Annotated in this window: 10 protein-coding genes; 4 read left to right on the top strand and 6 right to left on the bottom strand. The window is 72.9% G+C overall.

All coding sequences use genetic code 11. From position 1 onward, the window contains the following. Window positions 1-269 precede the first annotated feature (269 nt). Entirely contained in the window at window positions 270-809 is a 540-nt protein-coding gene (locus WMF39_RS30360; RefSeq protein ID WP_437739985.1) for a hypothetical protein, read from the top strand. Window positions 810-836: 27 nt separating this feature from the next. Here WMF39_RS30360 and WMF39_RS30365 read toward each other — a convergent pair whose 3' ends face one another. Further along, complete coding sequence (locus tag WMF39_RS30365; RefSeq protein WP_437739986.1) at window positions 837-2,027, bottom strand: hypothetical protein; 1,191 nt, start codon at window positions 2,025-2,027, stop codon at window positions 837-839. Between the two features lie 523 nt (window positions 2,028-2,550). Between WMF39_RS30365 and WMF39_RS30370 the strand changes: the two genes are divergently transcribed. Further along, window positions 2,551-4,008, top strand: coding sequence for a hypothetical protein (locus WMF39_RS30370; protein ID WP_437739987.1), 1,458 nt, complete (start codon window positions 2,551-2,553; stop codon window positions 4,006-4,008). 67 nt (window positions 4,009-4,075) lie between these two features. Continuing rightward, window positions 4,076-5,455, top strand: a complete 1,380-nt coding sequence (locus WMF39_RS30375) for a cytochrome P450 (RefSeq protein WP_437739988.1) — start codon at window positions 4,076-4,078, stop codon at window positions 5,453-5,455. A 129-nt stretch (window positions 5,456-5,584) separates the two neighbouring features. Here the strand turns inward: WMF39_RS30375 and WMF39_RS30380 are convergent, their stop codons facing one another. The 3 genes from WMF39_RS30380 to WMF39_RS30390 all read right to left on the bottom strand — a co-directional run bounded on the left by WMF39_RS30380 (window position 5,585) and on the right by WMF39_RS30390 (window position 9,171). Continuing rightward, on the bottom strand, window positions 5,585-6,499 hold the full coding sequence (locus tag WMF39_RS30380) for a hypothetical protein (RefSeq protein ID WP_437739989.1): 915 nt from the start codon (window positions 6,497-6,499) through the stop codon (window positions 5,585-5,587). 312 nt (window positions 6,500-6,811) lie between these two features. Next, window positions 6,812-8,398, bottom strand: a complete 1,587-nt coding sequence (locus WMF39_RS30385; RefSeq protein ID WP_437739990.1) for an SNF2-related protein — start codon at window positions 8,396-8,398, stop codon at window positions 6,812-6,814. Window positions 8,399-8,538: 140 nt separating this feature from the next. Continuing rightward, window positions 8,539-9,171, bottom strand: coding sequence for a hypothetical protein (locus WMF39_RS30390; RefSeq protein ID WP_437739991.1), 633 nt, complete (start codon window positions 9,169-9,171; stop codon window positions 8,539-8,541). A 406-nt stretch (window positions 9,172-9,577) separates the two neighbouring features. Between WMF39_RS30390 and WMF39_RS30395 the strand changes: the two genes are divergently transcribed. Then, window positions 9,578-10,666, top strand: coding sequence for a TolB family protein (locus WMF39_RS30395; protein WP_437739992.1), 1,089 nt, complete (start codon window positions 9,578-9,580; stop codon window positions 10,664-10,666). Window positions 10,667-10,746: 80 nt separating this feature from the next. Here WMF39_RS30395 and WMF39_RS30400 read toward each other — a convergent pair whose 3' ends face one another. Both WMF39_RS30400 and WMF39_RS30405 read right to left on the bottom strand, forming a co-directional pair. Next, entirely contained in the window at window positions 10,747-11,622 is an 876-nt protein-coding gene (locus WMF39_RS30400; RefSeq protein WP_437739993.1) for a hypothetical protein, read from the bottom strand. 201 nt (window positions 11,623-11,823) lie between these two features. Continuing rightward, window positions 11,824-15,846 carry a protein kinase domain-containing protein gene (locus WMF39_RS30405; RefSeq protein ID WP_437739994.1) on the bottom strand — a complete coding sequence of 1,341 codons (4,023 nt, stop codon included), beginning with the start codon at window positions 15,844-15,846 and terminating at the stop codon, window positions 11,824-11,826. Window positions 15,847-15,908 lie beyond the last annotated feature (62 nt).

The following is a 15,908-nucleotide window of genomic DNA, read 5'->3' on the forward strand; positions in this document are numbered from 1 at the left end:
GAGCACGGGACATGCCCGCTCCGGCACGAGAGAACCACGCTGGTTTTCTGTGCCATGGCGAGCCACGACGTGGCAGCGCACGGCAGGGCGATCAGGCCGAGTTCGGGGGCGGCGGTCCTGCGTGCCGGCGTCCATGAACATGCGATTGCTACGATTGTAACAGATTTGACGAGCACGCGTGTCGTGCGTGCATCGAACCACGGCCCCAGGTCGAACCAGCCGCACGGTCACTTGACGCCGGAGGCGTAAGCGAGTGATGCTCCGGCGCCATGGCGGGCTCGAAGCGGGTGAACGCGTCCCTGGCGATGGCGCTGATCGGGCTTACGGCGGCCGGCGGGTGTACGGCGCTGGCGGGGTTGGACGAAAGCTACCATCTGGTGGGCGGAGGCGGCGGGACCGGCGGCGGCTCGACGGGAGGCGGGACCGGCGGCGGCTCGACGGGAGGCGAGGCCGGCGGCAGCGCGGGCGGCAGCTCGACGGGAGGCGAGGCGGGCGCTGGCGCGGGCGGCGAGGTCGGCGCCACGGGCGGAGCCGGTGGCAGCGCCGAGTGCGCGACCTGCTCGTTGCCGCCTTACGACACCGACGATCCGGCGGACCTGTGCGCGGAGTCGGCCGAGATTTACGAGGTGCTCATGGACTGTCTCTGCGTTGCCTGCGGCCTGGTGGAGGAATTGCCCTGCTATGGCGCGTGCGGCGCCGGCGAGGGGCGGAGCGCCGAGTGCGACGACTGCCTCGCCTCTGTGGCCGCCGAGGTGGAGGGCGAGTGTGCGCCGCAGGTCGCCGCGTGCGAGTTCGACACGGGCGAGTGATCTCGGCCCCTCTGTATCAGCGCTCGCTCAGCAGGGCGTGAACATCTCGGCGCCGAGATACATATTCGTGAACTGGCTGTCGATTGGGTTGCCGAGATAGTCGTAGCACTGCACGTTCACCTGGGTATCCGAGCCGACGCCGGTCCAGTTCGAGACCTTGCAAACCTGGTTGCCATAGCCGTACGCCGTCACCATCGCGGTCGAGTTGTACGACAGCATGTTCGGGTACCGGACGAAATGCGAGCCGACGGGCGCATTGTGCCCCGCGCTGATGCCCGGGCCGAAGTAGCAAGGATGCAGCGTGTTGTACAGACCCGTGTAGCTCGCGGGCGGGGTGTACGACGACGACACCGGGTCGCTGGCCCAGGCGAAGCCGCCCACGCGGCCGGTGCTCGGCATGCCGAGGTGATAGCTGAGGCTGAACAGGCTGTCGGCCGATGCGCCCGCCGCGCCCCAGCAGCCCACGTCGATGAGGGCGTCGGCGCCGCTCTGGGTCCAGCCCGAGACGTTGCAGTACTCCAGACCGCCGCCGTACGCGGTGACATGCACGGTGCCGCCGGTGGCGGACATGCCCGGGACGCGGACGGTGTACCGGCCGGTGTTCATGTGGGTGATGGTGCTGTACTGGCTGCCGCTCGTGTACTGGTACGTCGTCGAGGGCGTGTACGGCACGTTGAGCGGGGCGGACGCCTGGTCGTTCCAGAGGTACGCGCCGCCATAGCTGTTGTTCTCGCGCGAATAGAGGGCGACGAAATACGTGTTCACCGGGGCGCCGCCCGCCGTGTGGCAGCGGACGTTCACGCGGAGCGTGGTGGCGAGGGCGCCGGTGCCCCACGACGCCACCTTGCAGCGGTCGCTGCCGCTGCCGTAGCTCGTGACTTGCACATTGCCGCCGGCGCCGGCGAGGTTCGGGAAATCGACGGAATAGACGCCCGTGCTCGTGTTGGTGATGGTGTTGGTGCCGCCCGCCGAATTGTAGGAATACGAGCCGTTGGCGTTGATGGTGCCCGCGCCGAGCAGGGTCGACCATACCCAGCCGAAGCCCTGCGTGGTCGAGCTGGAGAGCATCGCCGCCTCGGCGCTGGCGGTGTCCTCTTTGGAGAGGTCCGCAACCTCGGGATCCTGCGTGTCCGCAACACAGCCGACCCCGACCGTGGCGGCGAGCGAGGCGAAGGAGGACACGATCACAGCCAAGATGCCATTCTTGAGCGTCGACATGGGGAGACCTCTCGGGGTGAAACAGGGACTGGGGTGCGCGCCCTCTCTCGCGGCGCGCAGCTTCGTGGCGGCGCGGGGGCTCATTGCAGCGCGCGGGCCAGACGCCGGGCGTGCGAGCTGCTGCGGGCTTTCGAGGGTTCTCTGATGGAGAAGGGGGTCGCCGGTGGTCTGGGCGTCACACGCGGCGGCGGGACTGTCGCCTGCCAGAGGACAAGGGCCTGCCAGAAACGACCCCGGCGCGCGCGCTCGTCACAGCGGCGCCGCCCAGATGCTGCAGCAATGGAAGCGCTCCTGGCCCGAGGCGCGCGATCTGGGCCCCGCTTTCGTGCCCACCTCGAGGATGTACACGGCGTCCGCGTCCACGGCGAGCCTGGCGGGGTGCCTGTGGTGGGCGCCGAGGATGCGCAGCGCGCGCTGCTCCCCGCTCCGGCGGACGACGAGCGACGAGCTCCAGTCGTCCTCGCGCCGAGCGTATCACCACATGGCTTGTGGCGCGGCGACCGCGCGGGCATGAAGCCCGCTCATGCCCCTTCGAGAGCTCCTCCCCATCGTCCTCCTCGGCGCAGGAATCGCGCTCGGTGCGGGGAGCGCGGCCTGCGCCGCGCGACAAGGCTCGACCGGCGCGAGCCCGTCGAGCGCCGCCGCGCAACCGGCGCGACCAGGCGCACCGGCGAGCGCCTCCGCGGCGGCGGCGGCGCAACCGGCGGCGAGCGACCCGGCCGCGCCCGGGGGAGCCGCGCCCGAGCCGCCGCCCCCGTCGGCCGAGCAGATCGCGCGCCTCCCGCCGGGCGCCGCGATCTACGCCTCGCTTCGCAACAGCGCCCTCGACGTCGCCGTCCAGTACGTGCCCCAGATCGCCGAGGTCCTGATCGAGGCGAACCGCGCGCTCGGCAGCCAGGATCCGCCGGACGTGACGCTCGCGAAGGCCGGCGTCGATCCGCGAAGGCCGATCCTGGGCGCCGTGGTGCCCGCGTCCGAGAAGAGCGCGCGCGCGGTCGTCGACGCCATGGCCAAGGGGGCCTCGGGCAAGGCGCTCGAGAAGGTCGTCCGCGGGCACGCGGCGGACGTGACGCGGGTGCGGCTCCTCGTTCCGCTCGTGAGCGGGGCGGACCCGCGGCGCGCGCTGGCGGGCGTGGTGGACGTCCTCGCGGGCGGCGCCCCGCTGGAGGCGTGCCCGGGCGCCGCGCGCTGCGCCGGCTTCGGCGCCCGGGCGCCGCTCGGCGTGGCGCAGGGCGGGCTCGCCGCCGTCGCGATCTACGCGGACGGCGCCGACCTCCGGCTCGACGTGGTGATGTCGCTCTTCGGGTCCGGCGGCGATCCGGCCGTCCTGAAGGAGCTCGTCGCGTTCAGCGAAGAGGTCGGGGGCCCGGAGGGCCGGTGCTCCAGGTTCGACGCGAGCCCCGTTGTGTCGGTGTGCCTCGATCCCGAGCGGATGGGCGAGCTGGGCGCGACGGACGGCTACGGCAAGATCGCGAGGGCGCTCTCCGGAGGCCACGTCGATCCAAGGGTGATCCCGACGATCGCCGCCCAGAGCTTCGCCGAGGCCCGGCAGAACCTCTGGCTCGCCGCGCCGGCGCGCAGGCTCGCCAGCGACGGCACCCTCGGGGTCACCGTGCAGGGCAAGCAGAGCCGCTTCGTCGCGTCGTGGGCCCTGACGGACGCCTCGCGCGCCGGCGTCGAGAGGGCGTTCGCCGCCGAGCGATGCGCCGCCGGCGACGCGGCGGTCACGGAGCTCTTGCCGGCGCTCCGCGCGGCGGTCGGCGATCCGGGGAAGGGCTTCGACGACCCGAAGAAGGTCGTCACCGCGTTCGAGGAGGCGGGCTGGTCTGCCTACCTGGTCGCCGCCGCCGGCACATGGCCAAACCTGCTCGGCGTGATCGCACGTGCGCTCGAGCAGGGCCCCGGGACCGACCCCGACTACCATGTGTGCGCCCGAGTCGACGGCGGGCGGCTCGTCCTCGTGTCCGAGATCCGGAGATGACAGCGCGCCTCTCGCCGGGCGCCCAGGCCGCGCCGGCGTGATGATACAAGTGGAGGTCGCACGCGCCATGACCACCGCCCTCCCCGCTTCCTTCGCCGATCTCCCGCTCCTTCAGGGCCGCAACCCCCTCGCCCGCCGCATCGAGACGCGGCATGGATTCCCCATCCTCCCCGGCCGCTTCCCGGTCGTGGGCCACATGCCGGCGATCGCCGTCGACGAGCTCGGTCTGCTCCGCGAGGGCCAGCGCCGCTTCGGCTCCCTCTTCTTCTGGGCTCCTGGCGTCGACGCCTGGCAGCTCATCTACGCCTCGAACGAGGCCTTCTCGCTCTTCAAGAGCAAGGCCGTCGACTCCTCGTATCTGACCGAGGGCGGCGTCGGCCACCTCTTCGGTCAGACGCTGATGGCCCACGACGGCGCCTCGCACCGCCGCCTCCGCACCGCGATGAACGGGCCCTTCTCGCCGAAGGGCCTCGACGCCGCGGAGGTCGGCGCGATCGTCGCGACCAGCGTCGAGCGCAAGGTCCGCTCGTGGCTCGGCCGGCGCGACGTCCAGCTGCTGCGCGAGACCCGCGAGCTGGCCCTGGAGGTGATGTTCAAGATCACCGGCGTCGAGGACGACGAGCTGCCCGAGTGGCGCCACTATTACGAGGATCTGATGCTCGTGATCCTCGGCCTGCCCTTCGACGTGCCGGGCTCGCCGCGGCGCCGCGGGCTCCGCGCCCGCGCCTGGCTCGACGAGCGCATCGGCCGGATCCTCACCGGCGTGCGCGCCCGCGGCGACGCGAAGGGCCTCCTGCCGGCGCTGCTCACGGCCCGCGACGAGCAGGGCGAGCCACTCTCGGAGCAGGATCTCGTGGGCAACCTCCGCCTGCTCCTCCTCGCCGGCCACGAGACCTCGGCCTCGGTCATGGCCTGGTGCGTCGCCCACCTCGCCGAGAGCCCCGCGGTCTGGCGCGCGCTCCGCGAGGAGGCGTCGAGCGCGCCGGATCTCCCGCGCTCGCCCGCGGATCTCCGCCGCTTCCCCTACGCCGAGGCCGTGTTCCGCGAGGCGCTCCGCCTCCACCCGCCGGTGGCGCACGACGCCCGCCGCGCCGTCGCCGATTTCGAGCTCGACGGCCGCGCCGTCCCCGCAGGGACCCACGTGGCGATCCCGCTGGTCCTGCTCTCGCGCGATCCCGAGCTTTACCCGGATCCGGACAGCTACCGCCCCGAGCGCTGGCTCGGCCGCAAGGAGGCGCTCTCGCCGCTCGAGATCGCCCAGTTCGGCGGCGGCGCGCACTTCTGCCTCGGCTATCACCTCGCGTGGATGGAGATCGTCCAGTTCCTCGTCGCGCTCGGGCGGGAGCTCCCGGCCTCGGGCCCCAGGCTCCAGGGCGGATTCCCCGCCTCGCGCTACCTCCCGGTGCTCCGGCCCTCGGGGGGCACGCGCGTCCGATTCGACGGCTGAAGCGCCGCGTCCGGCGACACCATGACAAGCGGTCCGTCGCGCGGTTGATGGCGCGATTGTATAGGCCGCGATGATCAGCTGGCAAAGCCCATCTGATTCATCGCCTTGTCGGGCCGCATCTGTTGACCATCAGGAGAGCACTTCGGCGGCGTTCTTCGCCGCAAGGACGTTATCGATCCAGCGGTCGAGGGTCGCAATGTCCGTACACGCCTGGATGCGAGCGCTCTCGCTCTCGGTGAGCGCGATGTCTGCACGCGCCAGCAGCCGCAGCAGCGTGTCCCTCTTGCCCTCGAGCTTGCCCTCACGTAGACCCTTGAGCTCGCCCTCACGTAGGCCCGCGAGCTTGCTGCGATCCATCAGCTCCCGCACGAACGGAAACCTCGCCTCGTCTTCGATCTGCCGTTCCATGACCAACGCCTCCAGAGCCCGCCGCATGGGCTCACGCAACCCGCTCCAGATGACCTGAAAGTAGACCATCGCGTGCTCCTGGTCGAGCCGGCCCAGCGCAACGAGCGCGGCCTTGACCACGGTGAGCCCGTTCGGCCCATTGCCGTGCGCCACCGCCGAGAGCACGGCCAGCTCGGCGTCCTTCTCCGCCTCGGCTGGGTCGGTGATCTCGGGGACGACGGCCGGACCGAGCACCAGCGGCTCGACGTGGCCGAGGCCCAGGCCGAGGTCGATGTTCTCCGCCGCCCAGGCGGCCACGCCGGCGTCCGATGCGATCACGAGGACGACCGTGCCGCAGCGCTTCTTGGCACGCACGACCGTGACGTACGTCGGCCACGAGAACTTCTTGTCCGGATCCATGTCGCGCTGGATCTCGATGACGATCGCAAGCACCAGCGCGCCGCTCGCGTCTCGAAGCTCGAGCACCAGATCAGCGCGGAACTCGACCGGGATGAGCTGGTCGAGCGACGATTCGACGACCCCGACCGAGGTGTGTGGCGGCACCTCGAGGCGGAAGAGCGTCGCGAGCCAGTGGGGCGCGAGCTCGGGGTGCTCGCGGAACATCTCGACGAGGGCGTTGTGCTCGAGCGTCGGCATGACGCTCGGCCTCGAGCACACCCCGTGCCGACACGAAACGACGGGAAAACGCGAGGAGAGATCCACCTCAGGGGGTGGCGGCGCCATGGCGGATGGGGGCAGCCACGACGCAACCCTCCATGGCAGCCCGGCCCAACGAGATGGCGAAGTCCTGCCGATCCCCGAACAACATATCGACTCAGCCCCCTGCCGCGCAACGTCCTGCCGGCCCTGCTATCCGTCGATTGGTCAACCGAAGCCGCCGGACCAGATCTGAAGTGTTCGTCTCTGGCTCGCAGGCGACGATCATGGCCACGGTGCGTGGCGCGCCTCTCACTCGGCTCCGGTGAGCAACCGCTCGATCTCGTGCATCGTCTCGACGTCATCGCCGACCATCGCCTTCATCGACCCGATCCTGCGGCACACGATCGCAGCGATCTTGTCTTCGACGGTATCGTCGGCATACGCCCAGTAGACCTGCGCAAAGCGTCCATCGCGGTGGCAGCGGCCCTCGATCTGCGCCATCTGGATCGCCGACCACCGCAGATCGTGGATCACCGCCGAGCGCGGCACCTCGTTGTGCTCGCCCTGATGGAGCGAGATCCCCTCTTCCACGGTGAAGAGCACCACGCGCGGCTCGCCGCGCTGGAAGCGGAGGCGCTCGGCCTCCTTCTCGCCGGCCGGCAGCGCGCCGTGGATCAGCGCGCACGGGACGCGCTCCCGGGCCAGCGCGGCCTCCACGGCCTCGAGCGTCTCCATGAAGGCGACGGAGACCGCGACCTGATGCCCGTTGTCGAGCAGCTCACGCACCAGCTCCACGGTGCTGGCCACGCGGATGAGCGAGCTCTTCTGTCGCAGGCGCAACGTCGCGGCGAGCGCCGACTTCGGGTTCGCGCCCTTGGGCAGGAGATCCATCTCCCGGCGGAACGCGGTCCACGCCTGCGCGTAGAGCTCGCGCGCGGAGGCGTCGAGCTCGAGCGGGGTGAGGATGCGGTTGATCTCGGGCCAGCCGGCCACGTCCTCCGGGCGACGCCGCACCCCGACCGCCGGACGGCCGTCGAACAGGAGGGCACGCACCTTCCCGCAGTCCGCCGGATCGCCGCGCCAGTCCCACCTGCCGAACGCGCCGCGCGCAACCCCGAGCCCCTGGTCGGCGCACCACTGCTCGAAGTCCTTCAGATCCGCGGAGCGGCTCCCGGTTGCGCTCGCCAGGAGCGGCGCGAGATACGATAGCTCCAGCGGGTTCTGCCCCGCGGTGGCCGAGAGCCACAGCACGAACCGTGCGCGTGCGTTGAGCTTGACCGCGAGCTTGGAGCGCGCCGCCGCCGGGTTCTTGCAGCGATGGCTCTCGTCCCAGATCACCACGTCGAACTCCGCGGCGCTGCCGGCGCGCGCGAGGCCCTTCTTCGATCGAATCCTTCGCCGCGCCTCCGGGGTCACCTCGAAGAGCTTGCCCAGCCGATCATAGTTGATGATCACGATCTCTTTGCCTGCGTCGCCCATGGCCTGGACCGTGCGGCGCCAGTGCGCGACGACGGCGAGCGGACAGACGATCAGCACCGTCGTGACGTCCGGCATCTGGAGGACCGCTGCCCAGGCGGTGATCGTCTTGCCGAGGCCGACGTCGTCGGCGAGGAGGAACCCGGCGCGCCTGGCGGCCTTCGCGGCGGCGATGGCCCGCACGCCGTCCAGCTGGTGCGGGCGGAGGATCATCGCCCCGGCGGGGGCGGCCGGCGCGGGCGCGGGGTCATCGTTGAGCTCGTGCTCGATGCGTCGCTCCCACGAGTACGGCGCGGCGCGGAACGGCGCGAGGGCCGGCGGGAGCGTCTCTGCGCGAACGACGAACACGCCGTGCTCCGCGTCCCAGCGCGCGCCGCTCGCGGACGCGACCGCGCGCATCGCGAACGGGACGTCGAGCACATGGGCTCGCTCCGGCGCCGCACGCGGAGCGGGGGCCGCTGGAGGGGCCGCTCTGGAAGCTCTACGCGGGGCCGACACCGTTCGCTTGGCACGCATCGTCGTCATGACGACCCTGATACCAGCGCGGACGCGCGCCCGCGCTAGAAGACGCCGCGCATGGCGGCGCCGAGGTGCAGGATCTGGAGCGGCGTGTCCGAGGGCGTGCGGAGGGGGCGGAGCTGGTATTCGAGGACGAGCGCAGGCTGCGCGTCCTCCTCGGGGAAGAGCACGAAATCGAGGCCTGCGCCCGCGTAGAGGTCGGCGCGAAGCGCGTCTCGCTCGCCGCCGACCTCACCGCCCAGGCTCAGAAAGGGATCGATCCGCTCATAGGCCGTCATCTGGGCGAAGGCGAGCGGCCGGAGCTGGCCGCCCAGCGCGAGCACGCCGCCGCCGCGGCCCTCCACCTGCTCATAGCGGAGCGCGCCGGCGAGCCCGATTCCGCGCACGCTCATCGAGGCGCGCAGGCCCACCCCGCCCGGCTCCTCCCAATCGCTGATCGCGCCTGTGGCGCCTATCTGGGCCTGGCCCCAGAAGCGGAGCTCATTGAGGGCCTCGACGACAGCGGAGCCCATACCGGTGAACGCGGGCGCCGAGTCCGAGGCGCTCGCCGCGGCCGGAGACACGAGCGCGGCGGCCATCGTCGCGACTCCGAGGACGCGCCCCGCGGGCGAGCGCGCGCGGACGAGGGGGCGGTGGAGAACCTCGTCGAGGGTGGGCGGCGCGGCGGCGCTCATCGCGCGAGCCTACCACCCCTCGCGTGGGCGCCAGAAGGAGCCCTATCCTTCGAGCGGCTCGCGGCGCAGCGCTCCGAGAACGGGATGAGCGCCCCCCTGCCGCGGCGTTCTCCCACGACCATGCACGAACGAACGAACGCCACGCACCGCGCTCGCGTGGCTCCTGCTCGCCGCGTGCACGCCCAGGCCGGCGAGCGACGGCGAGCCCCCTCCCCCGCCCAGCGCCTCGAGCGCGGCGGCCCCGCTCCAGTGCGCCGACCCGGCTCCGACCGCCCCCCCTGCCGTCGCGACGTCGCCAGCCCCGAGCGCGGAGCCTCCGACGGCTCCCTACCAGCCGCCCCCCGAGCCAACCGCGGAATCGACGGGCCCGGCCCCGCGCAAGACGATCGGCACGTTCGACGACTGGGTGAAGGCGTACGCGGGGCTCGGTGAGCCCGAGGCGGAGAAGAGGCCTCCGCGGCTCCGCCGCGCCAGGGAGCTCGCGCTCGCGTCCGGGCGCATCACCTTCGTGCGCTCTGGCGACGTCTTCGCGATGGACCTCGCGACGGGCGTCGAGGCGCAGCTCACGCGAAAGACGCAGCGCAACGTCGCGCCCACCTTCCTCGGCGACGGCCGGCGGATCGCCTTTCTCAGCAACCGCGACGGGATGGCCTGGCGCGTCTTCCTCATGAACGCGGACGGCACGGAGCAGCGGCCGATCACCGGCAAATTCTCCGCATGGTACGGCGAGCCCTCGTTCGCCATCTCGCCGGACGGCGCCCGCGTCGCCTACGTCGCCAGGGCGCGAGCGCCGGCGGACGAAGGCCTGGAAGAGCTTCACCTCGTCGAGGTCGCGAGCGGCGACGACCAGCGCATCGGCCAGCCGGCGACGCTGAGCCAATGCACGTTCTCGCCGGGCGGCGACGCGGTTCATTGCGTCGCAGGCGAGTTCGACGCGGAGCACCTCCTCTCGGTGGAGGTCGCGACGAGGCGTGTCAGGCGCTTGCCGGACGCGGGCAACCACATGTTCAGCGCCGCCCGCTTTCTCGGCGATCGCCTGCTCTTCTCGGCGAGCGAGACAGGGGCTCTCTGCTGCCAGCGGTCGCGGCTCTACACGACGGCCCTCGACGGCACCGGGATCAAGGGGCTCGGCTCGTTCTGGGTCTCGGGCTCGATGCGCCCGGAGGTCTCGCCGAAGGGCTCGAAGATCGCCGTCGCGTGGTCCGTCCGCGTGGGAGGGTTCGGCGCGGATTACTGGAACGAGCTCACGCTGCTCGACGCGAACGGCGGCGCCGACCGCCCGCTCACCAGCGCGTTTCCGCGCCCCTTCTACAGCGCCTACGAGCCTGCCTGGGCGCCCGACGATCGCCACCTCGCCTTCACGCTCTCGTTATGCCCTTACGCTGGCTGCGAGCCGACGATTCGAAGCGTCGTCGTCATCGACACCCGGGACGCCAAGGCCGTGCCCGCGTTCATCGCCTACGGCCGCGGCGCCTCGTGGAGCCCCGTTCCGTAGACAGACGCCCCTTCGACGACAGCGCTGCGCCGGCTGCTCGGGCCGTGGCGATGCTCCTGGTCGACGAGGGTCGCCGCGCCTCAGTTCCCGCAGCTCGGGTAGAGGTTGAAGACGCCCTCCGCGTCGAGCTTCGACGAGATCGACTCCGGGTACGACACACCGTCCGCGTGGCACGTCGGCTGGCCAGCGGCGTTCGTCGTGCAGTCCGTCTCGTTCGGGAGCGAGCCCTTGCACGGTCCGAGGAGGGTGAGCTTGCACGTCGGCGACGAGTCGCAGATCCGCAGCTTCGCGAACTGGCTCCATATATCGCCGCACGCGAGCTGCGCGCCCTCATCCGCGCAGGCATAAGCGACTTCCTGGCCCGCGACGAAGATGTTGCCGAACATGGTCGCGTCCGGGAACGTGTACTGCGCAGGGCTCATCCACGGCGCGTCCGCGAGGCCCGGGTGCTTGCCCACCATGCGGATCGGCACCTCCTCCAGGAAGCCGTTCAAGGTCTGGAGGATGCACGCCGTCACCCAGCGCTGCGGAGACATGGCGGTCATGGCCTGACTCCTCCACGACGCCGCGAGGCCGAGCGCCCCCTTGTACACGTAGGAGGACGCGCCCACCACCCCCTTCACGGTCATGTCCGGGCGGAGCGCGCAGCCCACGACATAGTGGAGGAGCTTGCGGCCCTGCTCTGTCTCCAGGAGCGGCGTGCTGGCGAGCTTGCCAGCGCCGTCCGCGAGCGGCGCCAGGGCGAGCCGCTGGAGCATCTGTATCGTCCGCGGCTCCCAGAGGAACTCCGGATCGTCGCCGTTGGGAAAGACATACGCCTGCTCGACCGACGCCACATCGCCCTCGGCTGCGATGTCCTCCTCGTTGTCGTCCGCCGGCGCCGGCGTCACCACGCATCCAAGCGCGAACAGGCACGTACCGAGCAGCGCTGTAACCGGGGCTCCCAAGCTCGACATGATCTTCTCCTGAGGCGACGCCGTGCGGCGCGTTCTGACCGGCTATGTCCAGTTTTCGTGCCAGGCGGCCGCCCCCCTCCCGCACGGGACGTCGGCGCGCACTCTCTCACAAAAATCACTAATTATATCCAATATTTACGATCTGGCTCCGGCGCGGAGGCGGGCGCCAGGGGGCATCGGGTCGGATGGAGGCGCTGCCCCTCACCCGCTGATGCCCGGAGCCGCCATCCGATCCAGCTGAGCCGCGAGCCGCGCCAGCCGGGCGCGGAAGCCCGGCGCGTCGTCGAGCTGCGCCGCCGCTTCCTGGAGAGCGCAGGCCGCCTCCCGTGGCCGCCCGCCGGCGATCGCCATCTCGGCGCGCATCGAGAGCAGCTCGACGAGCTCGATCGCCAGGAGACCGCCCCGGCACCGCGACAGCACGTCCTCCCACGGATCGGCGCTCGCGGACGGCTCGCGCGCGCGGAGGCCCTGCTCGCAGAGCACCAGGTGGAGCGCGCGGGAGAACGCCCACAGCGAGGGCGCCGAGGGGTCGGGCGGGCAGCTCCGCTCGATCCACGAGAGGTGGCGGCTCGCCTCGTCGTGGCAGCGCCTCGAGACGAGGATGCGCGCAAGGAGCAGGGAGCACTCGGGCGCGGCGTGCTCGAAGAACCGCCGCTCGAGCACGTGCGCGCGGCGGGCCAGCTCCAGCGCCTCCTCCCCGTGGTCGCTGGCGTGGAGCAGCTCCGCCGCGTTCAGCGTCACGTGGCGCTCCAGGACGGGGTTTCCGAGCTCGCGCGCCAGCGCGATGGCGTGGCGCATGTCCGCCATGGCGAGGTCGAGCTCGCGCCGCATCGCCCTCAGCGGGATGCGGCACGTGCAGGCGGCGCAGAGGTGAGGCCAGTCCTCGGCGGACGACGCCAGGGCGAACGTCTCGTCGAAGCGGGCGTTCGAGAGGTCGAGCTCTCCCAGCCACATCAAGGCCGGCGACAGCAGGAGGAGCGCGACGATCCTGGTCCCGTAATCGCCCTCGGCCTCCGCGCTGGCGGCGCCTCGCGTGAGCAGCTCGACGGCCTCGGCGACCCGGCCGCGCCGGAAGCAGGTGCGCCCCTCCGCGACGAGCGCGCGGCCCTCGAGCGCGCGCGCGCCGAACCGGTCGTCGAGCGCGCCCACGTCGAGCCGCTCGACGAGCGCGCGCGCCTCCCCGACGCGCTCGGCCGAGCGCTCGAACTCGCCCGCCCAGTCGAGCGCGGCCGCCTCCTCGAGCAGCACGTCCGCGAGGGAGGCGTCGTCGCCGAGCTCCGCGGCCAGCGCCCGCGCGGCCGCGAGGTCGTCCGTGGCCTCGCGCGTCCGGTCGACGCGGTAGCGGCTCTTGCCCCGCCCCGCCAGCGCGCGCGCCCGCCGGCGGGCGTCGTCCGCCGTCGCGAACGAGAGCGCCGCAGTGTAGTGCCGGTCCGCCTCGACGTGGCGGTGCCGCGCGAACGCGAGATCGGCGAGCGTGAGGCACGCGTCCGCCGCGGCCTCCCGCGCCCCGCACCCGCCGGCGTGCCGCGCGAGCGGCGCGAGGAGCTCCGGGCGAGGCCCCTCCGCCTCCACCCTGGCCGTGAAGTACGCGAGCGCGCGCCGGTGGATCTGCGCGCGCTCCGCCGGGTCGAGCAGCTCGACCACCGCGTCCTGGAAGACGGCGCTCTGGAACGAGGTTCGCTCGCCCGCGCCGCGCTCCAGGATCCTGTGCTCGACGAGGGCGCTCAGGCCGTAGCCCGCGTCGATGGGCGTGCCGGCCTCCCCCGCCCGGGCGATCGAGTCCAGGATCTGCTCGAGCTCCGCCCGGGCGAACGAGTCGCCGAGCACCGCGCAGACCCGGACGCACGCCGCGAGCTCCGGCGAGAGCGCGTCGAGCCGCCGCTCCGCGAGCCATTGCCACGCGGGCGACGGGGGGAGGTTGTCGAGCTCGGCCGTGGCGACGTAGTGGCTGCCGGCGTTCACGCGGCGCTTCACGAGGCCGGCCCGCTTGAGCGAGCGCACGAGCTCGACGAGGCACGCCGGGTTGTTGCCCGCCCAGCGCGCGAGCCGGCGCAGCGTCTCGGCAGGGGGGTACTCCGCCGGGCGCAGCAGCTCGGCGGCGAGCGCCATCGCCGCCGCGTCGTCGAGCGGCGCGAGCGCCGCGCGGTCGTGCCGCTGGGTGCGCGCGCCCCAGGCGCGGCGCACCTGCTCGAAGCGGGGGTGCGCGGCGACGAGCACCCACAGCGCGACGCCGGAGCCGTCGAGCGTGGCGTACTCGAGCGCGTCGACCAGCGCGTCGTCGGCCCAGTGCGCGTCGTCGACGATCACCGCCACCGGCCCGCGCTGGGCGCGCCGGCGCAGCGCCTCGCCGAGCGCCTGGACCACGCCGTGGTGGAGCGAAGCGGGCGCGCCGCGCGCGGGCAGCGGCGACCAGCCGAGCGCCGCCGCGACCGACGGCCACGTCGCCTCGCCGAGCGCGGCGCCGAGCCGCTCGCGGCAGAACGCGGCGACGTCCGGCGGCGCCTCCGCGGGCGCGTCGAGGACACGGCCGAGGAGCTCGGCCGCGTCGCGCGCCGCGTCGCCGAGCAGCGGCTGCGCCGCGCGGAGCGAGACCACGAGCGCCCCGGCGTCGCAGCGGAGCGCCGCCGAGGCGGCCTCCGCCGCGAGGCGGCTCTTCCCGAGCCCTGTATCGCCGATCAGCGTGAACAGACCCGGGCACGTGCCGTCGAAGGCCGCGCGCGCGCTCTCCGCGATCGCCGCGAGGACGTCGTCGCGGCCGGCGAGCGGGACCTCGATCTCGACGGACGGCTCGGCCTCGGTCGAGGCGGGCCGGCCGTCGCTGTCCTCGCGCGCCGGCAGGGCGCGCTCGATCTCGGCGGAGAGGGCGACGCCCGACCACGGCTCTGGCGGCAACCAGGTCTCGGGTCGCTCGACGGCGGCGCCGTACGCCGAGACGGCGCCCCGCGCCCTGCGGCGGAGGGTGACCGACGCGAGGTGCAGCGCCGCGCGCGCCCCGTGCTTCCCGGCGAGCTCGCGCGCGGCGGCGAGCGCGGCCTGCGCCGGGTGATCGGCGTCCTTGCCGGAGAAGACCGCCACGTAGCGGCTGCCGCGCTGCCGTGTGATGAACCCCTTGCGGCCGGTCACGGAGGCGATGACGGGCGACGCCGCGGCCGTCGTGTCGGCGACGAGCAGCACGACCGAGCTCCGCCCCCCGGCGATCAGCCTGGCGCTCGTCGAGTCCGCCGGCGCTGCGGCGCGGTCACGCGGCGCGCCCGGCTCGGCCGGCGCGCCCTCGCCGCGGCGCGCGAAGGTGGCGCGCGCCGCGGCGAGCGCGCGCCGCAGCGAGGGCGCGTCCGCCGGGCGGCGCTCGCGATCCTTGGCGAGGCACGCCAGCGTGAGCTCCTCGAGCGCGGCGGGCACCGGCGCGAGCTCGCCCGGGCGCTCCGGGCGCAGCGCGAGGTGCGCATGCTCGAGCGAGGCGCCGTCGCCCGCGAAGGGCAGCCGCAGGGTGAGCAGCTCGAAGAGGATGACGCCGAACGCGTAGACGTCGGCGCGCACGTCGACCGCCTCGCCGCGGAACTGCTCCGGCGCCATGTACTCGGGCGTCCCCAGGACCACGCCGCTGCGGGTGAGCAGCTCCTCGCGCGCCGCATCGCCGGGCGTGCGCTCGGAGCGCTTCGTGAGCCCGAAGTCGAGCAGCACGACCCGCTCGTCCGCCGCCCCGGAGCGGCGCTCGATGAAGAGGTTCTCCGGCTTCAGATCCCTGTGGATCGCGCCCCTGTCGTGAGCGGCCTCGAGCGCGGCGAGCACGGCGTCGGCCCGCGCCGCGACCCAGCCCGGATCGGGCGGGGCGGCGAGGGCGGCGAGCTCCGAGGCGAGGGTGCGGCCGAAGAGCCGCTCCATCACGAGGTAGGGGCGACCATCGTCGAGCCGGCCGCACCTGTGGAGCCGCGCCACGTGCGGCGGGCCGATGCGCTCGAGCGCGTCGGCCTCCCGGCGGAAGCGCTCCTCCAGCATCGGCGAGGTGGACATGCCGACCTTGACGGCGACCGGGGCGCCGTCATCGTCCGAGACCCCCGCCCACACGATGGCGAAGCCGCCCTGCCCCAGGCGCTCGCCGAGCGAGACACCGGGGACGCGCGGCGGAGCGGGCGCGGAGGGCTCGCCGGGCGGCGGCGTCCATCCGTCGAAGGGGCACGGCGCCGCGCCCTCGCGACGCCGGTGACACAAAGGACAGCGATGCACTCGGCCTCTCTCTAACGCAGGCGCGCAGGCGCGCTAACGCAGGCACGCAGGCGCGCTAACGC

This window comes from Sorangium sp. So ce1504 (assembly GCF_051521635.1).
Lineage (GTDB): Bacteria > Myxococcota_A > Polyangia > Polyangiales > Polyangiaceae > Sorangium > Sorangium cellulosum_B.